Source organism: Pseudomonas sp. CBC3, assembly GCF_037967085.1.
Taxonomy (GTDB): Bacteria; Pseudomonadota; Gammaproteobacteria; order Pseudomonadales; family Pseudomonadaceae; genus Stutzerimonas.
Genome location: NZ_JBANEO010000002.1, coordinates 777,603 through 797,503 on the forward strand (window position 1 = coordinate 777,603; position 19,901 = coordinate 797,503).

Sequence of the window (19,901 nt, forward strand, 5' to 3'; positions counted from 1 at the left end):
AAGCGCTGGTTCGGTGTCGCCTCCCACCGCTGCCCAGCGGAATCCTCGAGGCGGGATATCTTTCATGAATGCATCGCAACGCACCTGTCTACGTTTGGCCCCCATCACCAGCGGGCTGGTCCGCAGCAATCCGAAAATTCTCCTTGGCGGTAATCATCAACCGTCGCTGTTGCGCTATCTGGACGGTTGGCCAAAGCGCTGGGGAAAGCCACGCGCTTTTCTCGTTCAGTTCACAGGTGCTGATGAATCGCTGGCGCATTTCGCCACGAACAGTTTCGATCTGGCAGTCATTCAGTCCCCGAGCGGCGAACGGCTTGAGGAGTGCGTGCGCGAGCTGACGCGTATCGCGCGCCAAGGCCTGATCGTTCGGCGGTGAGCCGCCAATCGCTTAGTCGCCTTTGGCCAGCCACACCAGCAGCACCAGATTCAGCAGCAGAGAGAACAGGGCGAGGCCGCGCCAGACCTTCAATGGCTCTCGCTCGAGCAATGGCCGCGTCGGCGCGTTGCTTGCCAGGCGCTCGCCCTGTTCCAGTACCAGCAGCCACTCTTCCGCTGTTTCGAAGCGCTGCGTGGGCTCGGCCGCAACTGCGCGTCTGAGCATTTCATCCAGCCACTGGGGTAAGTCAGGTCGATAGCGGCTGGCCGATACCGGCGTACCGAAACGGGGACGCTGGAAAGCCTCGATCTCACCGTAGGGATAGCGCCCGGTGAGCAGGTAGTAGAGCGTGACGCCTGCTGCGTAGAGGTCCTGTTCCCGGCTCGGCTCCACGCCACTGAAGGCTTCGGGTGCGATAAAACTCGGCGTACCTGGCAGCTTGTGCGGCGAATCCTGCGAGAGGCCCGGACAATAGGCCAGACCGAAATCCAGCAGGCGCAGCTCGTCCGCGTCGTCCAGGTGGAGATTTTCCGGTTTGATGTCGCGGTGCAGGATGTTGCGTCGATGCAACATGCCCAGTGCGCGGATCAGGCGCGGCGCCAACTGCAGCCAGTCGACCAGCAACATCGGGCCTTGCTGCTTGAAGCGCTGGGCGAGCGTCTGGCCGCTGTATTCGCGCTGCACGTAGTAAAGGTGTTGACGTTGGGGCAGGTCGTGGAGCTCGGGGAAATGACGACCGGCGACTCGGCGCAGAAACCATTCCTCTTGCAGCAGGGCTGGTCCGGCTTCGGGTTCGTCAGCCCGGCTCGGCGGCAAGGTCTTGAGCAGCCAGGGCTGACCCTGTTGATCGCGCACCCGGTAGACCAGCGACTGGCGCGACTCGGCCAGCAACGCCTCGACGGTCCAGCCTTCGAATGTCTGGCCGAGCCGCAATCTGGGTGGCAACGGCCAATCGGCCAGCTGAGCGAGCGAATCGGCAAGCGCCGCTTCCGGGAGTTCGTCGACCCGCAGCAGCAGGACGCTGGCGTTGTCTTGGCTGCCGCTCTGGTGCGCGAGATCGACCAGCGTTCTGGTTGCGCTGGATAGATCTGGCTCGGCGCTAAGAACGTTCCGGATATCATCCTCGGCGATGCTGGCCCAGACGCCGTCGCTGAGCAGCGCGAAGGATTCGCCGAGCCGTAGTTCGCCGTCGAGGTAATCCACCACCAGATGCTGATCCAGGCCCATGGCACGCTTGAGCACGTGCTGCATGTTCGGCTGGTCCCACACATGGTCTTCGCTCAGCCCCTGTAGCTGGCCGTCATACCAGCGATAAGCCCGGCAGTCGCCAACATGGGCGAGGGTGAAGCGACGGCCACGCAGCACCAGTGCGGTCAATGTCGTCAGCAACGGCTGCCCGCCACCGTTGGCTTGCAGCCAGCGATTGTGGGCAACCAGTACTCGATCGAGCGACTGCGCGACGGTCCAGGTTTCCGGTGTGGCGTAGTAATCGGTCGCCAATGCCTGCAGAGTTGTCCGCGCCGCCAGGCCGCCGTCCGCGCACTGGCTGACACCGTCGGCGATAGCGAACAGCGCACCCTTGCTTGCCGCAAGGCCTAGCGTCGGCGTGACGATACGCAGTGCGTCCTGATTTTCTGCACGCGGGCCGGTTGCGGTGGCTTCGCCGAAGGAGAGTTGAAGGCGCATAAGTCGATCCGAATCGATCAGGTTTAGCTCGAAGCTCGAAGCTAGAAGTTAAATGCAACGCTTCCAGCTTCCAGCTGCTTCTTTTATACCCTTGCCACTGTCATTGCCGCCGACCCCCAGGTGGTTCTCCAACGACGCTTGACACCATAGAGGCCGAACCAGGCCAGCGCACCCAGGCTGGCGAACAGCCAGAGGCCCAGCTGATAGTCGCCTGTGGCCTGCTTGACGGCGCCCAGGCCGGCTGTGAGCAGGAAGCCCCCTATGCCGCCGGCCATGCCGACTAGCCCGGTCATCACGCCGATTTCCTTGTTGAAGCGCTGCGGCACCAACTGGAACACCGCGCCGTTGCCGGCACCGAGGCTGAGCATGGCGACGACGAACAACGCCAATGCGGCCGTCGAGCTCGGCAGATTGAACCCAACGATGAACAGGCAGATGGCCGTCACGGTATACATCACCAGCAGCGAGCGGATGCCGCCGATACGGTCGGCCAGCGCGCCACCCAGCGGCCGCAACAAGCTCCCAGCGAACACGCAGGCAGCGGTGTAGTAGCCGGCCTTGACCGGGTCGAACGCGTACTGGTCGTGAAAGTAGCCGGGCAGGGTGCTGGCCAGTCCGAGGAAGCCGCCGAACGTCACGCTGTAGAAGAACATGAACCACCAGCTATCGCGGTCACCCAACGCCTTCATGTAGTCGGCGAAGGACTTCGGCGCGGGACGGTTCGGTGCGTTCTTGGCGACGCTGGCGAAGATGATCAGGGTCAGTACCAGCGGGATCAGCGCCAGGCCGAACACGTTGCTCCAGCCGAACATCGTTGCCAGCACAGGTGCAAACAATGCTGCAAGGACGGTCCCGGAGTTGCCGGCACCGGCGATACCCATGGCCTTGCCCTGATGCTGCGGCGGATACCACTGTGACGCTAACGGCAGCGCGACGGCGAACGAGGCACCTGCCATGCCGAGGAACAGCCCGAGCAGCAGCGCTTGCTCATAGCTGTGGACGCCGTGGAGCCAGGCCACGAACAGCGCGGCGATCACCACGATCTGGCCGAACAGCCCAGCTGCCTTCGGTGAGGTGCGGTCGGCCAGCATACCCAGCACCAGACGCAGAACGGCGCCGGAGAGAATGGGTGTAGCCACCATGAAGGCACGCTGCTGCGTGGTCAGCCCGAGATCAGCAGCGATCTGCACGCCCATCGGGCCGAGCACGTACCAGACCATGAAACTCAGATCGAAATAGAGAAAGGCGGAGAAGAGCGTCGGCGTATGGCCGGCTTTCCAGAAACTCGTATTCATTGAATACCTCACTAGACGGTGTAACCGCCGCGCCGAAATAGGCGGCGGCCATGCGGTGACTGCCCAGCCGATCCGGCTGCGCGCTCGAAGCTGTTGCGAATGGCTGGGTCGTTGCCATCGCGCCCCGATCCCTGGAGCAAACGAAAAAGCGCCGCGAAACCGCCGTCAGTCTCGACGGGGCAACGCGACGCCTTTGTCATGTCTGTGAGTAACCGCCTTTGGCTACCTGATGTGCACTAAGCATTGGTTGTGCCAAGAGTCGAAGCCTGACGTTTAGCGGCTTCGCGCGCAGGTCAGGGCTTCGCTGCCGAGCGAAATGGGCGCACCTCAGGTGTGTCGTGCTTCGAAGTGGGGCGTTTTCAGCCGATGCGGTTAGCCTTGGGGAACTTCGCGTCGAACTCGCTGGGCATCGGCACGACGCGCTTGTTCAGATAGTCATAGAAAACGAAACCGGATTTGGCCATGGCGATCAGGGTGCCGTCGGCGGGCCGGGTAATGCGGAAGATGATGTCGCCACCATAGCGGTTGAAATCCATCACGCCGACTTCGAACAGCAGCACGTCACGCGCATGGGCTTCGGCTTTGTAGGTAGTGGCGAGGTCGGTGACGATGATGCCGCTGCCGTCCTTGCGAGATTCAGCGATGCCGTAGGCAAACAGAAAGCGCGCGCGGGCTTCGGAAATCATCGAGATCATCGAATCGTTGGCCAGATGGTTGGCGGCGTTGATGTCGGTGATGCGTACGGTCAGTTGCGTGGTGAAGCAGAACTGGTCTTCGGGAAACTGCAAGGTCAGGCGGGCCATGGTGTGCTCGGTCGAGGAGGAATGGCGCGCATTCTAGGGCATCACGGGGCGGCTGGAAGGCATGTCCTGCAAGCCTGCAGCCTTGTAGCGGATGCTTTGAGGGTGCGCTCCGCGCATCAGCACTTGGTGCCCTGCGGTGCGCGGAGCGCACCCTACGGGCCCGGTAACATGGGGGAGGAATTGCACGCATCCAGGCCATCATCGGACAGCTGGAGGGCACGTTCTGCGGTGACGGCCCGCAAGTCTTCGGCCTTGTAGCGGATGCTTTGTAGGGTGCGCTCCGCGCACCCTACGGCCCGGTAACTTCACTGGCCAAGCAATTCGTTCATCGCGATGATCTGTTCGGCCACCTGAATCAGCTTCTGCTGGCGGCTCATGGCCTGGCGGCGCATCAGGGTGTAGGCGTCTTCCTCGTTGCAGTCGCGCATCTTCATCAGCATGCCTTTGGCCAGTTCGATGCGCTTGCGTTCGATCAGCTGCTGATCGCGCGCCTGCAGTTGCGCGCGAATCGCCTGATCGCTTTCGAAGCGGGCCATGGCCACGTCGAGGATGGGTTTCAGACGCTGGGCCTGGATGCCTTCGACGATATAGGCGCTGACACCAGCGCGAATCGCCTGGCGCATGGCATCGCGGTTGTCGTCGTCGGTGAACATCACGATGGGCCGCGGCTGATCGCGGCTGACCATCACCACTTGCTCCATCACGTCTCGGCCTGGTGAGTCGGTGTCGATCAGCACTACGTCGGGGCGAATCGCTTCGACCCGTTCGGGCATATCAATGGTCAGGCCGGATTCCTCGATCACCTCGAAGCCGGCTTCCATCAGCGCGGCGCGCAGGCGACCGACCTTGCGGGGCGTATCGTCGATCAGAAGGACGCGAAGCATGGCTTTCTCCCCTAGCTCGGCTCAGAGAGCACGGCGGTATCCGTTAGAGCATGCAAGGCGAAGCTGCGCGCATAAGCCGCCGGATCGTTGCCGTTCCAGCGACTGCCATCCATCAGCACGGCGCTGCGCATGACCGAGTCCGGCACGGGAATGTTCAATGCCGTCGCCGCATCGCGGTAGAGGCTGGTTTGCTGCACCTTCTGCGCAACGGCCAGATAGTCCTGATCTTCACGCAACAGGCCCCAGCGGCGCAGTTGGGTCATGAACCAGAGGCCGTCGGAATGGTAGGGCATGTTCACCTCGCCATTGCCGAAGAAGCGCAACGGGTGGCTGTCCTGCCAGGCGCGCCCCAGGCCATCTTCATACTGGCCGAGGAAACGCGGCTCGATGGCTGCCACCGGTGCATCGACGTAGCCGCTGCCGGCGATCAACTGCGCGGTGCTGCGTCGATTCTCCTGGCTCTCGTCGATGAAACGGCTGGCTTCGAGAATTGCCATGACCAGCGCGCGGGCAGTGTTGGGATATTGCTCGACGAAGGCGCGCGTGCAGCCCAGCACCTTTTCCGGATGGTCGGGCCAGATCGATTGGCTGGTGGCCAGGGTGAAGCCCAGGTCTTCCCGGATTGCCTGGGCGCCCCAGGGTTCGCCAGCGCAGAAGCCATCGATGCGACCTGCTTGCAGGTGCGCCACCATTTGCGAAGGCGGCACCACCAGCGTATGTACGTCGTTCAGTGGATGGATGCCTTGGGCGGCCAGCCAGTAGTACAGCCAGAGGGCATGCGTGCCGGTGGGAAAGGTCTGCGCCAGAACGAGTTTTGCACCGCTCTGGCGCACGCTGCGGTTGAGCGCTTCGGGATCGGTCACGCCAGACGTCTTGAGCGTGCTGGACAAGTTGATGCTCTGGCCGTTCTGCGCTAGCCCCATGAGCACCGCCATGTCTATCGGCGCGCTGCCGCCGATACCCAGATGCACGGCATAGATCAGGCCGTACAGACCATGGGCGGCGTCCAGCTCACCTTCGATCAGCTTGTCGCGAATATTCGACCAGGACGTTTGCCGTTGCAGATTGAGGGTCAAGCCGTAGGGTTGAGCAAAGCCTTGCGTGGCGGCAACGATCAGCGATGCGGCATCGGTCAGGGCCATGAAGCCGAGATTGACGACGTGCTTTTCCGGTGCATCGCTGCCCGTGACCCAGGCCAATGGATCGGGCCGTGGCGGCGTGTTGGGATGAGTCATACGGACGGGCCTTCGACATGCTGGACGCGCGGATCGCCGCCGGAGGCGGCTAATGCGCTGAGAGATCATGTGCCTGACGAAGCAAGCCACATGCCAAAGGGAATGACGACCTGCCCGCTCGCGGTTCAAGCGGCGGGTCACACGTTAACTGCTGCTCTGCGAGCTTTAGCGTGGATACAGCGGTGGCAAGGCGCCGGCTTCCGCCTCGGTGATGGTCGGTTGAGCAGTCGGCAGATTCTGGATGGCCTGCCATAGCGCCTCGCCTTGCCAGCGCTGGCCGGTCTCGCTGTAGAGCGCGCCGTTCAAGCCATCCAGTGCATCGGACAGCGGAACGAAGCGTGCAGCCATGTCCGCCAGCGTCTCGGGTTGCTGACGTGCCCAGGCGTCGAGCGCGTGGCGGGTCGCCTGGGTGTCGTTAGCCAGACAGGCGCGCTTGAGGTCGTCGAGCAGGCTGCGCGGTGTCGGACCGCTCTGTACCGTGCGAATCACCGCTGGCTGGCTGCGTGCCCGCAGCCACAGGCCGAAGCCGAGCAGGGTGGTCAGGGCCAGCACTGCACTGCTCAGCTGCCACGGCCATAGCCGTGTTTCGGTCTGCGCCTGAGGCGTGTCTGGATGCTCGATCGGTGCATGTTGAAATTCAGGGTTTTCTGATACCTGAAGCATCCGCTCGGGCAAGGTGCTGCGTTCCAGTCGATCTTCCACGGTGTTCCACCAGACCAGCTCTACGCTTGGCAGTACATATTCCCCGGCGCCTGTCGCAACGAGCGCCTCGCGCTGCTCACGGCTGCCGCTGACGCCCTTGTCGGTGACCTCGTCGTTCAGGCTTGGCTGGTCGGGATAACGCCGCAGTCCAGCCACCGGCGGCGATTCGAGCGGTGGCAACTGAGTGCTGGACAGGCCTTCGGCCTTCAGCATCAGGCTGCGCGTCAAGGCCTCGCCCAGCTGTGCGTCCTGCGGTTGCGGACTCCAGGCTTCGACCAGGGTCAGATTGGTCGCCGGAAGCCAGGGCGCATCGGCGGGATATTCGGCCGGCTTGGCTTTGACCTCCAGAGGAATCTCAGGAGATTTGACCTGGGTGGATTTGCCGAAGCGAGAGCCGTAAAAGGCACCGTTCGACGCCACGGTGGTCGCACTGAACAGCTGCGCGGGAATGCTCAACGTGCCGCTTTTCTGCGGGAACAGCGCATAGCGAATCTCGATGACGCCGTGACGAATACCGTTGATGTCTTTTTCGTAAGTACGCGGCTCGCCAAGCCGCTCGACCAGCGCATCGCTCATCTGCAAGGGCGACAGCGTGCTGTCGTCGTAGAGCGACACGGAATGGTAAATGCGCAGGGTCAGCACGACTTGCGCCTGGACGTAGACGCTGTCCTGGTCGAGGCTGGAGTCGATGAATATTGGCGCAAGCGTGTCGCTGCCTTCGTTCCCAGGCTCGCTCACATGCAGCGTGATGGGTTCGCTGCGCCAGTCGCCCAGCTGCAATGGCGGAATCACCACGTAGCCGGTCTGTAGCGGCTGAAGTGTGATCAGCCACTGCGTGATGGTGCGTGCCTCGCCATTGGCACCGGACAGCTGGTTGACCTGGCGGCTGTCGAAGACTTTGAACAGGCCATCGAGCGGCTGCAGGTTCGGTCTGCCGAAGGCCGTGATATCCCCCGTCTCAAGTGTCAACTCGACGGTTTCATCCAGGCTCAGCTGGGTGCGATCGACCCGAGCGACCAGCGCAGCGGCGCTCGCCTGGCAGCCGAGCAGGAGCAAAAACACCAGTGTCATCAGCCGCGTCATCTAATCGTTTCCTGGCGCTTGCGTTGTTCGTAGAGGAATTTGCGGCGCAGCAACTCGCCGGGGTTGTCGGGAATCTTGCGCAGCCATTGGTCCATCGCCTGATCCTGCTCGGGATCGAGCGAGCCGTCCTGGGACTGAGCAAGTAACTCATCCGTCTCGTTCTGCTCTATCGGTTCCGGCGTCGCGGTGGGTGTGGTGTTTGCGGTTTCGCCGTCATCGCTGGCTTCATCCGCGTCGACCTGCTCGGTGGCTTCGGGTCGACTGGCCGCCGAGCCGCTGGTCGAAGGCTTTTGCTCGGCATCGGGCGACGCATCCTGGACATGCTGGTCGTCAGGTGCTTTCTCCTGCTGCGCCTGTTGCTGGCGCTGGCGCAGGATTTCTTCGACGGTGGATTTGTTGCGGTGGGCGTGTTCCAGCGCCGGGTCGAGCGCCAATGCTTGATCATAGGCTTCGATCGCCGCTTCCAGCTCGTCGTTGCGCGCCAGTGCGTTACCCCGGTTGTAATGGTCCGCGGCAGTATCGCCCTTACCGAACTGCTCGGCGGCACCGGAAAAATCGTCGGCCAGGTAAAGAGCGTAGCCTCGCCATTGCGGGTTTTCGAAGCGCTCTGCGGCTTCGGCGGGACGTTCGGATTCGAGCAGGCGCATGCCTTGCTGATCCGGGCGCAACCACAGGTCCTGCATGCTCAATGCGTTGGCCGGTTGCGGCATGAAGAGGATCAACGGCAGGCAGAACAACCAGCCGCGGCGACCGGCACAGGCGGCCAGCAACAGCAACGGCAGCAGCAGCCAATGCCCTTGATCAAGCCAGGCGCTGAGGCGAGTGGTGTCGTCTCGGGTCACGATCTCGCCGGTGCGCGCCAGTAATCCCAGCGCATGCAAGTCGCTTTCATCGAGCCGCGCCTGCTGATAGCGCCCGCCGATTTCGCTGGCGAAGCGGCGTAAACCATTGTCATCGAGCCTTGGAATCAGAATGGCGCCGTTGTCATCCTTCATAAAACTGCCGTCTTCGCGGGCGATCGGCGCGCCTTGCTCGGTGCCGATGCCCAGTATCAGCAGTTGTACGGAACTGTCCTCCAATAGCGTGGCGATCGCGGAGCGCTCCCGTTCATCCAGCTGGCTACCGATCAGCAACAACCGGCCACGTTCATGGCCACCCTGAACGAGCAAGTCGAGGCCATGGGCAACGGCCAGATCCGCTCGGTGACCCGCCTCAGGCATCAGCTCGGGCTGGAGGGCATCCAGCAGATTCTGGGTCGTGGCGATATCGTTGGTCAGCGGCACCAGCGTGTGGGCGCTGCCGGCGAACGCCACCACTGCGGTCTGTGCATCCTGGCGGGTCTGCAACAGATCGAGGATCTCGTGTTTGGCTTGTTCTAGACGGGTGGGCCGAACGTCGGCGGCGAGCATGGCAGGCGTGGTGTCGAGCAGCACCACCAGCGGATCGGCACGCGACAGGCTCGGCTGCTCGGCCTGCTGCCAACTCGGTCCGAGCAGCGCCAGACAGGCAAGCAGCCAGGCCGCGCCGAGCACCAGCCAGGGGCGTCGGCTGTTGCGCAGCCTGCCGCGGGTCAGCAAGGCGGCATGGAATGCTTCGGGCAACAGGCGTTGCCAGCGGCCGATCTGCCGCTGGCGATGCCAGAGCCGCCACAGCAGCCAGATCGGCAACGGCAGGATCAGTAACCAGAAGGGTCGAAGTAGCTGCGGCAAAAACTCCATCACGGCCGCTCTCCACGCCAGAACAGGCGTTGCAGTGAGGAATGCCAGAGACTGTTGGCCACCAGCAGCAGGCTGATCAGCAAAGCGGCGGACAATGGCCAGACATAGAGCGCATCGGCGACGCGTGCCTGGGTTGGTTGTTGCGCGGCGGGTTCGAGCTGATCGAGTGCCGCGCCGACGGCTGCCAATTCACTGCTCGAACGCGCGCGGAAGTATTCGCCACCGGTTTGTTCAGCGATTGCCCGCAGCGTCGGTTCGTCCAGTTCGGCGCCGACATTGAAGCCGAAACGCTGCAGCACGCCGCCGCTTTCCGCGTCGGCGCCGATGCCAATGGTATGCACCTTGATGCCTTGCGCTGCAGCCAGGCGAGCAGCCAGTAGCGGCTCGATCTCGCCGCCGTTGTTGGCGCCGTCAGTAATCAGTACCAGTACCCGGCTGTCCGCTGGACGTTCACGCAGCCGTTTGACCGCCAGACCTATGGCATCACCAATCGCCGTGTTGCCGCCGGCGATGCCGATCGCCGCCTCGTCGAGCCAGGTGCGCACGGTTTGCCGGTCGAAGGTCAGCGGAGCCTGCAAATAGGCCTGGCTGCCGAACAGGATCAGCCCGACGCGGTCGCCGCGCCGCTCGATGATGAAGTCCCCGAGCAGGTGCTTGACCAATTCGAGCCGGCTGATTTCCTCGCCCTGCCATTGCATGTCGGGGTAGTCCATCGATCCGGAAACATCCACCGCCAGTAGCAGGTCGCGGCCACTGGTGGGCAGCGGTAACGGCTCGCCGAGCCATTGCGGCCTGGCAGCGGCGAACAGCAGCAGCAACCAGACCAGCAGATACGGAAGTTGCTGGCGCCACGCCGGCAGCGTGACCATGGCGCGGCGACCGGCCAGTGCCTCCAGGTCGTCGAGAAAGCTGACCTTCAAGGCCGCATCGCCACTGTCGGCGGCGGGCAACAGCCAGCGCAGTACCCAGGGCAGCGGCAGCAGCAGGAAGACCCACGGCCATGCCAGATCAAACATGTTTGCGAATCCAGATTTGCACAGCCTGCTCCAGTCCCTGGATAGCCTTGTCGTCCAGTCGGCATTCGGCGCGATAGACGCCTTCAACCAACACCATCCAGCGCGTCAGGCCAGCCGCCGGGCAGCGATTGTCGAGAAACGCCAGCCAGGCCCGCCCGCTGAGCGTATGCGGGTGGGCGTCCGGATAACGGGTTCGGCAGAGGCGCTTGAGCAGCGCGTTGAGCTGCTGCAGCCAATGGTTGGCCGGCTGGCCTCCGTAGGGTTTGTTCAGCTGTGCAAGTTCGTCGAGGGCGATCTGTCGTTGAGGTTCGAGTGGCGGCTCGGCTTCGGTCGTGTCGTCTCGCTTCCAACGCTGCCAGGGGCGTAGGCGTACGAGCAGAACGAGGCTGAGCAGCAATGCGGCGAGAAACCACCAGCCGGGCGCGGGTGGCCAGGCGCTTATCGGAGCAGGAGCCATAAGGGGTTCGAGTTGATCGAGCGAACTCATCGGGGCGCCCCCGGATGCTGCACGCTGAGGTGTTCACGCAGCTGTTCGATCAACTCGCGATGGGCGTCGAGCGGCATCAACGGCAATCGCAGGCGATCTGCCAGGCGGCGCCACCGAGCGGTGCGAGCTTCGCCCTGGCTTCGGTAGGCCTGGCGTATGGCGGCGTCGTGGCTGTCCAGCTCCAGCCGTGCGCCGGACTGGGCGAAGCGCAGCAGACCGGCAGCGGGCAGGGCATGGTCGAGCGGATCGAACACCGGAATCAGCAACAGGTCGACATGGCGGGCCAGCAAGGTCAGCTGTTGTTCGGCGGCATCGCTCAGGGTGCGCTCATCGCAGACGATCACCGCCAGGCTGCCGGGACGCAGCACTTCGCGGGCGCGCCTGAGTGCCATGCCGAACGCGTCGGCATCGCAATTCTGGTCGGTATTCAGGTTGGCGTTGGCGCGGGCCAGACGATCGAGCAGCTGCAGCAGGCTCTGCTTGCTGCGCCGAGGCTTTACCTCGTGCTGCTCGCCACAGCCAAAAACCAAGCCGCCGACGCGGTCGTTGTGACTCAGCGCGGCCCAGCCGACCAGGCTGGCAGCCTGGGCGGCGAGTACCGATTTGAAGGCCAGACCGCTGCCGAAGAACAACCGGGGGCTCTGTTCCACAAGGATGTAAATGGGCCGTTCGCGCTCCTCGTGGAACAGCTTGGTATGGGGCTCCTGGGTGCGAGCCGTTACCCGCCAGTCGATGGTGCGCACATCGTCGCCCGCCTGATAGATGCGCACCTGGTCGAAATCCACGCCGCGCCCGCGGAGCTTGGAGTGATGCAGGCCGACCAGCGAGCTGCGTCGATGCGGGCTGGAGAACAGCGGGACTTCCCTGACGCGGTGACGCATGTCGATCAACTCGGCCAGGCTCACGCGAATGCCCGCGCCCTGGAAGGGCGTCGCGTCGCTGCCAGGCGATGGCGAGGGTTGCATCAGGCCACCGCGACCACGTCGAGGATGCGTTGCAGCACTCGATCCTGATCGATGCCGGCGGCTTCCGCTTCGAACGAGAGGATCAGCCGGTGGCGCAGCACATCGAACAGCATGGCCTGGATGTCTTCCGGACTGACGAAATCGCGGCCCGCCAGCCAAGCGTGGGCGCGGGCGCAGCGGTCCAGCGAGATCGAGCCGCGCGGGCTGGCGCCATAAGCGATCCAGCCGGCCAGTTCGGCATCGAATTTGGCGGGCGTGCGGGTCGCCATGACCAGCTGCACCAGGTATTCCTCCACCGCATCGGCCATGTACAGGCCGAGGATTTCCTTGCGCGCAGCGAAGATGGCTTGCTGCGAGACGCGGTGTTCCGGAGGAGTTTCGCCGTTAATGGCCTCGCCACGAGCCTGCTGAAGGATGCGGCGCTCCACCGAGGCATCGGGAAAGCCCAGCTTCACGTGCATCAGAAAGCGGTCGAGCTGCGCTTCCGGCAGTGGGTACGTGCCCTCCTGCTCGATGGGGTTCTGCGTGGCCATTACTAGAAACAGCGGTGACAGGTCGTAGGTGCTGCGGCCAACGCTGACTTGGCGCTCGGCCATGGCTTCGAGCAGCGCCGACTGGACCTTTGCCGGGGCGCGATTGATTTCGTCGGCCAGCACCAGATTGTGAAAGATCGGGCCTTGCTGAAAAACGAAGCTGCCGGTTTCCGGGCGGTAGATTTCCGTGCCGGTGATGTCGGCCGGAAGCAGGTCCGGGGTGAACTGAATGCGATGGAATTCGGCCTCCAGGCCACCGGCCAGCTCCTTGATCGCGCGGGTCTTGGCCAGGCCCGGAGCGCCTTCGACGAGCAGATGCCCGTCGGCCAGCAAAGCGATCAGCAACCGCTCGATCAGCCGTTCCTGGCCGAGGATCTGGGTTGAAAGGAACTGTCGCAAGGCGACTATTGCTTCACGGTGGACCATCGCTGAGCTCTTCTGCTGGGAATGTCGGGGCGGGGGCGCTCGACGTCGCGACTTTAATTCATTTGCCGGGGAGCGAGCTATGCGCGGCTCGGCAACTTCGTCGCCTCAGGAGGTACCAACGCATTGGAGACTGCCTGGCAGAGCCATGGCTCGCCAGATCGGGCAGGCTGATATTGATGCAATCCTTGTCTGCTGAACTACCGTTGAACTTGAACGTTGCGTTGCCAGTCTGGTGCCGCGACTGCCTTAACTGAATCTCAAGCCAGAATGGAGCGAACCAATGGCGTTCTTTACCGCTGCCAGCAAAGCCGACTTTCAGCAACAACTGCAAGTGGCCCTGGCGCAGCATGTCGACGAGAGACTCCTGCCACAAGTAGGACTTTTCGCCGAGCAGTTCTTCGGAATTGTCGCCCTGCCCGAACTCACCCAGCGACGCATGACCGATCTCGTCGGTTCGACACTTGCCAGTTGGCGTCTGTTGGAGCGTTTCGATCCGGCCAGTCCAGAGGTTCATGTCTTCAATCCTGACTACGAGAAGCACGGTTGGCAGTCGACCCATAGTGTGGTCGAGGTGCTGCATCCGGATATGCCGTTCCTGGTGGACTCGGTACGGATGGAGCTGACCCGCCGTGGTTATGCGATTCATACGCTGCAGAACAGCGTGCTGCAGGTTCGCCGGAACGCCGATGGCAGTCTGATCGAGCTGCTGCCTAAAGGGCGCTCTGCCGAGGACAGCAAGGCCGAGTCGTTGATTTTCGTCGAGATAGACCGCTGCGCCAGCGCCGCTGCCTTGCGCGAACTGGAACAGTCGCTGCATGCGGTGCTCGCCGACGTGCGTATTACCGTGAACGACTTTCCGCCCATGAAGGCCAAGGCCGAGGAACATTACGCCCGACTGAGCGCATTGCCGCAGCACGTCGGCGACGGGCAACTGGCGGAGATCATGGATTTCATGCGCTGGCTCGCCGATGACCACTTCACCTTTCTCGGCTATGAAGAATTCACCGTGGTGGACCAGGGCGAAGGCGGACGCATCGTGTATGACGAGTCGTCACTGTTGGGTTTGTCACGCACGCTGCGCATCGGGTTGGAGGAAAGCGATCAGCTGATCATGTCGCCGGCCCTGGCCTATTTACGCGAGCCGCTGCTGCTGTCGTTCGCCAAGGCTGCGACGCCGAGCCGAGTGCATCGCCCGGCCTATCCCGATTTCGTTTCCATCCGCGAGTTCGACGAGCAGGGGCGGGTAGTCAAGGAATGTCGTTTCCTCGGGCTGTTCACCTCCTCGGTCTACACCCAGAGCGTGCGGCGGATTCCCTATATCCGCAGCAAGGTCGCGCAGGTGGTTGAGCGCTCTCACTTCGACGATTCGGCGCATCTGGCCAAGGAGCTGATCCAGGTGCTCGAAGTGCTGCCGCGCGATGAGCTGTTCCAGATGACGCTCGACCAGCTGTTCGACACCGCGATCGCCATCGTGCAGATCCAGGAGCGGAACAAGCTGCGGCTGTTCCTGCGCACCGACCCTTATGGGCGTTTCTGCTACTGCCTGGCCTACGTCCCGCGTGACAGCTATTCGACCGAAACGCGGTTGCGCATCCAGCAGGTGCTGATGGATCGGCTAGAAGCCAGCGGCTGCGAGTTCTCCACGTACTTTTCCGAATCCGTGCTGATTCGCGTGCAGTTTCTGCTGCGTGTGGATCCGAGCAAGCAGGTGCAGTTCGATGCGGCTCAACTGGAGCGGGAAGTCGTACAGGCCTGTCGCACCTGGCAGGACGATTATTCCAGCGTGGTAATCGAGCGCTTCGGCGAGGGGCAGGGCACCGGCATCCTCGCTGATTTCCCTAGGGGTTTCCCGGCCGGCTACCGCGAACGCTTCGCTCCGCATTCGGCGGCGGTGGACATGCAGCACGTGCTGAGCCTGAGCGAAGAGCGGCCGCTGGTGATGAGCTTCTATCAGCCGATTACCGCAGCCGAGAATCGCCTGCATTGCAAGCTCTACCACCTGAACACGCCGCTGCCGCTGTCGGACATGTTGCCCATCCTGGAAAACCTTGGCCTGCGGGTGCTTGGCGAGTTCCCCTTCCATCTGCGGCACAAGGGTGGGCGCGAATACTGGATTCACGATTTCGCCTTTACCTACGCCGAAGGTCTGGAAATCGACCTTATGGAGATCAACGAGCCGCTGCAGGATGCCTTCATCGCCATCCACAACGGCCAGGCTGAAAACGATGCCTTCAACCGACTGGTGCTGACAGCCGGCCTGACCTGGCGTGAGGTGGCGCTACTGCGCGCCTATGGGCGCTATCTCAAGCAGATCCGCATGGGCTTCGATCTGGGTTACATCGCCAGCGCACTGCTCAATCACACCGACATCGCCCGTGAGCTGGTGCGCCTGTTCAAGATGCGCTTCTATCTGGCGCGCAAGCTCGGCGAAGAGGATCTGGCCGACAAGCAGGCACGCCTGGAACAGGCCATTGTCACCGCGCTGGATGATGTCGCGGTCCTGAACGAAGACCGCATCCTGCGGCGCTACCTGGCCCTGATCAAGGCGACGCTGCGGACCAACTTCTACCAGACCGATGCCAGCGGGAAATTGAAAAGCTATTTCAGTTTCAAGCTCGATCCCCGCTCGATTCCAGAGATGCCGCGGCCGGCGCCGAAATTCGAGATCTTCGTCTACTCGCCTCGGGTCGAAGGCGTGCATCTGCGTGGCGGCAAGGTGGCGCGTGGTGGGCTGCGCTGGTCGGATCGTGAAGAGGATTACCGCACCGAGGTGCTGGGCCTGGTGAAGGCGCAGCAGGTGAAAAACGCGATCATCGTGCCGGGCGGCGCAAAGGGGGGCTTCGTTCCGCGCCGGCTGCCGACAAGTGGCTCGCGCGACGAGGTGTTGGCCGAAGGAATCGCCTGCTACCGAATTTTCATCAGCGGCTTGCTGGATATCACGGACAACCTCAAGGACGGCAACGTCGTCCCGCCGGTCAACGTGTTGCGTTATGACGAAGACGATCCCTATCTGGTGGTGGCGGCCGACAAGGGCACCGCGACTTTTTCCGACATAGCCAACGGCATCGCCGCCGACTATGACTTCTGGCTGGGCGATGCCTTCGCCTCCGGCGGCTCGGCGGGTTACGACCACAAGAAAATGGGGATCACCGCCAGGGGCGCCTGGGTGTCGGTGCAGCGACATTTCCGCGAACGCGGCATCGATGTTCAGCGCGACCCGGTCAGCGTGATCGGCATCGGCGACATGGCCGGTGATGTTTTCGGCAACGGCTTGCTGATGTCCGAAACCCTGCAAATGGTCGCAGCGTTCAACCACCTGCACATCTTCATCGACCCCGATCCTGATGCGGCGCGCAGCTTCATCGAACGCAAGCGTCTGTTCGATCTGCCGCGCTCGTCTTGGGCCGATTACGATATCTCGCTGATTTCAGCGGGCGGCGGCGTCTTTTCGCGGTCGGCCAAGCGCATCGCGATCACTCCGCAGATGAAAGCGCGTTTCGATATCGCCGCGGATCAGCTCACACCCGCCGAATTGATCCATGCATTGCTCAAGGCGCCGGTTGATCTGCTCTGGAACGGTGGTATCGGTACCTACATCAAGAGCAGCATGGAGAGCCACACCGATGTCGGCGATAAGGCCAACGACGTGCTGCGCGTCAACGGTAACGAAGTGCGGGCCAAAGTGATTGGCGAAGGCGGCAACCTGGGTGTCACGCAACTGGGGCGGGTCGAATATGGCCTGCACGGTGGTGCCTCGAACACCGACTTCATCGACAACGCCGGTGGGGTCAACTGCTCCGACCATGAGGTCAATATCAAAATCCTGCTCAATGAGATCGTCAGCGCCGGCGACATGACCGGCAAGCAGCGCGATCAGCTGCTGTTCGAGATGACCGATGCGGTGGCCGAGCTGGTGTTGCATGACAACTACAAGCAGACCCAGGCGCTGTCGCAAGCGCAGCACCGTGCCCGTGAAGGTGGCAGTGAGTACAAGCGGTTGATTACCGGCCTTGAAGCCGATGGGTTGCTGGATCGCGCGCTGGAGTTCCTACCGAGCGACGAGGCCCTGGCCGAGCGCGCGAACCAGGGCAAGGGCCTGACGCGTGCCGAGCTGTCGGTGCTCATTTCGTACAGCAAGATCGATCTGAAGGAAGCGCTGCTGCAGTCACGCGTGCCGGACGATGCCTATCTGGCGAGAGAGATGGAAAGCGCGTTCCCGCAGCTGCTGAGCGAGCGTTATCGTCAGCCGATGCTGCAGCATCGCCTCAAGCGCGAGATTGTCAGCACGCAGATCGCCAACGACCTGATCAACAACATGGGCATCACATTCGTGCAGCGCCTCAGAGAGGCCACCGGCCTGAGCGCCGCGAACGTCGCTGGCGCCTATGTGATCGTGCGCGACATCTTCCATCTGCCGCACTGGTTCCGCCAGATCGAAGCGCTGGATTACAAGGTGCCGGCCGAGCTGCAGCTCAATCTGATGAATGAACTCATGCGTCTGGGCCGCCGTGCGACCCGCTGGTTCCTGCGCAACCGTCGCAACGAGCTGGACGCGGCGCGTGACATCGCTCATTTCGGGCCGCGTGTGGCGGCGCTTGGCCTGAAGCTCGACGCGCTGCTCCAAGGCGGTACGCGTGAGTTGTGGCAGGGCCGTTACGAGCGTTACACCGAGGCAGGCGTCCCTGAGCTGCTGGCGCGGATGGTGGCTGGCACCAACCACCTGTACACCTTGTTGCCAATCCTCGAAGCCGCCGACAAGACCGGTCAGCCGCCGGCTGATGTCGCCGCGGCCTATTTTGCCGTCGGCGGCGCGCTGGAGTTGCCCTGGTATCTGCAGCAGATCACCGCGCTTCCGGTCGAGAACAACTGGCAGGCGCTGGCGCGGGAAAGTTTCCGCGATGATCTCGATGCTCAGCAGCGTGCGATCACGGTGTCGGTGCTGCAGATGAGTGACGCACCGGAAGATCTGGATGCTCGGGTTCAGCTCTGGCTGGAGCAGCGTGAGTATCAAGTCCAGCGCTGGCGGCGGATGCTGGTCGAGTTGCAGGGCGCCAGCAGTGTCGACTACGCAATGTACGCCGTCGCCGGTCGCGAGTTGCAGGACCTGGCGCTGAACAGCACGCAACCGTAGTAACGGTCAGCTGCCGGACTGCCCGGTAGCTGGCGCTCGTTAAAACGCCGGTGCATGTCGTGTGCACCGGCGTTTCGCGTTGTGCAATTGGCCTCGAGGTTACGCAGCGGCCCGTCCATGGAATGGCCGCCGTGATTATAAGGGCGACGTTTAGTCCGCTTTGTACGGGTTAGTTGCCGAGGCGGAAACGGGTTATCTGTGGCAGGTGGTGCAGATAACGCACCATGTCTGGCGCTCCGGCCAGCTTCAGTCCTTCGCCGAGCGCATTGGCGGCCGGCCGTCGCTTGTCTAGCAGGAGTAATTCGGTGTTGTTGGCGTTGCGCAGGAGCGTCAAGCGGGCGTATGGGATCTTCGCTTCCAGCAATAGCCCCATGAATTCACGATCATTCCAGGCCTGCGCTGGCATGGTGACGGCGTGATATTCGTTATCCAGTGCATGCAGCCCGCCCGCGTCGAGCCGGTAGTCGGTCAGCTCGCAAGGCAGGCTCACTTCCAGACCACGCAGTCGCGCATAGGCGATGGCGCAGGCGAAGGCTTCGGCATGGTGCTCGCCCGTCCAATAAATGCGCTCGCCCAGCCAACTGGCCTGACGAAGCTCGATCGGAGCCCGAGCTAGAAAATCGGGCAGGGCGGTGGTGATGGTCCGAACGAAATCCTTGTAGCTGATCACGCGGAGTTGACGGCAAGCTGGTGTGGCAGCCAGGGCTTCGAACGTCGGATAGGTCATTCCGTCGGCGCTTTGGCCACCGAGCCCGTCGATCTGCCGCAGGTCGATTGCCCGATGGCTGCTCTGCTCCTGACGCACGAGTCGCATCAGAGCCGCGCGAGCTCGGGCCTTGTCTTCCTGTATCGGGCCGGACAGGGCGCTTCTCGGGAGATCGACGAATCGCTGCAGGCACGGTCCGTCGTTCCAGAAGATGCTCGGTGCCGGTTCGCAGAGCGGGGCGAACGGCAATCGGATCTGGCTGGCGTGCTCAAGAATCTGGCGCGGCGATTTGCCGGTCAGCCCAAGGCGCTGGGCAAATCTGGAGATTCGGGAAGTCACGGGTGGCATCGGCTCTGGCAAGCTCATCATTGTGGATGAACGCATGGGGCAACGGTCGAAGTGTGGCAGAGCGGGCGAGGCCGTGCACCGTGTTTGCCGAGCTTTTGCTCGAAGATGAGATATTCGGGTACCGGCGATGTATCTTCCGCAGGGCGCCAATATGGCAAAATCGCTGAGCTGATCAATGAGGAGCCTCCATGCCAAGCCTCGTGCTGGATATCGCGCTGCCCGCCGAAAAACTGTTGGCGGTCTACCAGGGGCGCGCCAATCGCATCCTGATCAAGAGCCGGGAAGGAAGAAATGTCAGCTTACCGGCCCATCATCTGCGACCCTTTCTGACAAGTGCGGGCGTGTTTGGTTCATTCGAGATGGAATTTGCTCCAGAGGGCCAGCTGATTCGCTTGCGCCGCCTCGATTAACGCTCGCTCGAATAAGGGCGATGCGGGTGGTCGAACTGCGTTTCGCCCCGCTGACGAATCCTCCTGCCTGCTATACTCCCGCGCCACACTTTCCAGG

The 19,901-nt window shown here is 62.8% G+C and carries 15 protein-coding genes; 3 read left to right on the top strand and 12 right to left on the bottom strand.

Features of this window, described 5'->3' with window-relative positions:
• Positions 1-64 precede the first annotated feature (64 nt).
• A complete protein-coding gene (locus V6943_RS10800; RefSeq protein WP_340553457.1) occupies positions 65-376 on the top strand; it encodes a class I SAM-dependent methyltransferase in 312 nt (103 codons plus the stop codon).
• A 12-nt stretch (positions 377-388) separates the two neighbouring features.
• Here V6943_RS10800 and V6943_RS10805 read toward each other — a convergent pair whose 3' ends face one another.
• The 11 genes from V6943_RS10805 to V6943_RS10855 form a co-directional block, all read right to left on the bottom strand.
• Positions 389-1,990: a protein kinase domain-containing protein gene (locus V6943_RS10805; protein ID WP_445324135.1), complete on the bottom strand. Its 1,602-nt coding sequence runs from the start codon at positions 1,988-1,990 to the stop codon at positions 389-391.
• A gap of 155 nt (positions 1,991-2,145) precedes the next feature.
• Positions 2,146-3,357 (bottom strand): MFS transporter, encoded by a 1,212-nt coding sequence (locus V6943_RS10810; RefSeq protein ID WP_131648477.1) that lies wholly within the window; start codon positions 3,355-3,357, stop codon positions 2,146-2,148.
• Between the two features lie 359 nt (positions 3,358-3,716).
• On the bottom strand, positions 3,717-4,160 hold the full coding sequence (locus V6943_RS10815) for a thioesterase family protein (RefSeq protein WP_340553459.1): 444 nt from the start codon (positions 4,158-4,160) through the stop codon (positions 3,717-3,719).
• A gap of 305 nt (positions 4,161-4,465) precedes the next feature.
• Complete coding sequence (locus V6943_RS10820) at positions 4,466-5,044, bottom strand: ANTAR domain-containing response regulator (protein WP_340553460.1); 579 nt, start codon at positions 5,042-5,044, stop codon at positions 4,466-4,468.
• An 11-nt stretch (positions 5,045-5,055) separates the two neighbouring features.
• The gene (locus V6943_RS10825; RefSeq protein ID WP_340553461.1) at positions 5,056-6,279 is read right to left on the bottom strand and encodes a CmpA/NrtA family ABC transporter substrate-binding protein; all 1,224 of its coding nucleotides are present in this window, start codon (positions 6,277-6,279) and stop codon (positions 5,056-5,058) included.
• A 165-nt stretch (positions 6,280-6,444) separates the two neighbouring features.
• Complete coding sequence (locus V6943_RS10830) at positions 6,445-8,064, bottom strand: BatD family protein (protein WP_340553462.1); 1,620 nt, start codon at positions 8,062-8,064, stop codon at positions 6,445-6,447.
• Positions 8,061-9,785: a VWA domain-containing protein gene (locus V6943_RS10835; protein WP_340553463.1), complete on the bottom strand. Its 1,725-nt coding sequence runs from the start codon at positions 9,783-9,785 to the stop codon at positions 8,061-8,063. Before V6943_RS10835 ends, V6943_RS10830 begins: the two co-directional genes overlap by 4 nt.
• Positions 9,782-10,798, bottom strand: a complete 1,017-nt coding sequence (locus tag V6943_RS10840; protein WP_181102222.1) for a VWA domain-containing protein — start codon at positions 10,796-10,798, stop codon at positions 9,782-9,784. Before V6943_RS10840 ends, V6943_RS10835 begins: the two co-directional genes overlap by 4 nt.
• The gene (locus V6943_RS10845) at positions 10,791-11,285 is read right to left on the bottom strand and encodes a DUF4381 domain-containing protein (RefSeq protein ID WP_340553464.1); all 495 of its coding nucleotides are present in this window, start codon (positions 11,283-11,285) and stop codon (positions 10,791-10,793) included. The genes V6943_RS10840 and V6943_RS10845 overlap by 8 nt, the downstream gene beginning before the upstream one ends.
• On the bottom strand, positions 11,282-12,250 hold the full coding sequence (locus V6943_RS10850) for a DUF58 domain-containing protein (RefSeq protein ID WP_181102218.1): 969 nt from the start codon (positions 12,248-12,250) through the stop codon (positions 11,282-11,284). The genes V6943_RS10845 and V6943_RS10850 overlap by 4 nt, the downstream gene beginning before the upstream one ends.
• Positions 12,250-13,209 carry an AAA family ATPase gene (locus tag V6943_RS10855; RefSeq protein WP_131648486.1) on the bottom strand — a complete coding sequence of 320 codons (960 nt, stop codon included), beginning with the start codon at positions 13,207-13,209 and terminating at the stop codon, positions 12,250-12,252. Before V6943_RS10855 ends, V6943_RS10850 begins: the two co-directional genes overlap by 1 nt.
• 280 nt (positions 13,210-13,489) lie before the next feature.
• On the opposite strand from V6943_RS10855, the gene V6943_RS10860 reads away from it, so the two are divergent.
• Complete coding sequence (locus V6943_RS10860) at positions 13,490-18,340, top strand: NAD-glutamate dehydrogenase (RefSeq protein WP_340553465.1); 4,851 nt, start codon at positions 13,490-13,492, stop codon at positions 18,338-18,340.
• A gap of 169 nt (positions 18,341-18,509) precedes the next feature.
• On the opposite strand, the gene V6943_RS10865 is transcribed toward V6943_RS10860, so the two are convergent.
• Positions 18,510-19,415 carry a DUF6685 family protein gene (locus V6943_RS10865; protein ID WP_340553712.1) on the bottom strand — a complete coding sequence of 302 codons (906 nt, stop codon included), beginning with the start codon at positions 19,413-19,415 and terminating at the stop codon, positions 18,510-18,512.
• A gap of 167 nt (positions 19,416-19,582) precedes the next feature.
• Here V6943_RS10865 and V6943_RS10870 point away from each other — a divergent pair, with 167 nt between their 5' ends.
• Positions 19,583-19,804, top strand: a complete 222-nt coding sequence (locus V6943_RS10870) for a DUF2835 domain-containing protein (protein WP_131648488.1) — start codon at positions 19,583-19,585, stop codon at positions 19,802-19,804.
• Positions 19,805-19,901: the final 97 nt, after the last annotated feature.

Bases quoted from the DNA above. Each gene is read 5' to 3' on its own strand.
- V6943_RS10810 (WP_131648477.1), bottom strand. From the start codon at position 3,357: ATGAATACGAGTTTCTGGAAAGCCGGCCATACGCCGACGCTCTTCTCC.
- V6943_RS10800 (WP_340553457.1), top strand. From the start codon at position 65: ATGAATGCATCGCAACGCACCTGTCTACGTTTGGCCCCCATCACCAGC.
- V6943_RS10815 (WP_340553459.1), bottom strand. From the start codon at position 4,160: ATGGCCCGCCTGACCTTGCAGTTTCCCGAAGACCAGTTCTGCTTCACC.
- V6943_RS10860 (WP_340553465.1), top strand. From the start codon at position 13,490: ATGGCGTTCTTTACCGCTGCCAGCAAAGCCGACTTTCAGCAACAACTG.
- V6943_RS10870 (WP_131648488.1), top strand. From the start codon at position 19,583: ATGCCAAGCCTCGTGCTGGATATCGCGCTGCCCGCCGAAAAACTGTTG.
- V6943_RS10830 (WP_340553462.1), bottom strand. From the start codon at position 8,064: ATGACGCGGCTGATGACACTGGTGTTTTTGCTCCTGCTCGGCTGCCAG.
- V6943_RS10820 (WP_340553460.1), bottom strand. From the start codon at position 5,044: ATGCTTCGCGTCCTTCTGATCGACGATACGCCCCGCAAGGTCGGTCGC.
- V6943_RS10840 (WP_181102222.1), bottom strand. From the start codon at position 10,798: ATGTTTGATCTGGCATGGCCGTGGGTCTTCCTGCTGCTGCCGCTGCCC.
- V6943_RS10865 (WP_340553712.1), bottom strand. From the start codon at position 19,415: ATGATGAGCTTGCCAGAGCCGATGCCACCCGTGACTTCCCGAATCTCC.
- V6943_RS10825 (WP_340553461.1), bottom strand. From the start codon at position 6,279: ATGACTCATCCCAACACGCCGCCACGGCCCGATCCATTGGCCTGGGTC.
- V6943_RS10845 (WP_340553464.1), bottom strand. From the start codon at position 11,285: ATGAGTTCGCTCGATCAACTCGAACCCCTTATGGCTCCTGCTCCGATA.
- V6943_RS10855 (WP_131648486.1), bottom strand. From the start codon at position 13,209: ATGGTCCACCGTGAAGCAATAGTCGCCTTGCGACAGTTCCTTTCAACC.
- V6943_RS10850 (WP_181102218.1), bottom strand. From the start codon at position 12,250: ATGCAACCCTCGCCATCGCCTGGCAGCGACGCGACGCCCTTCCAGGGC.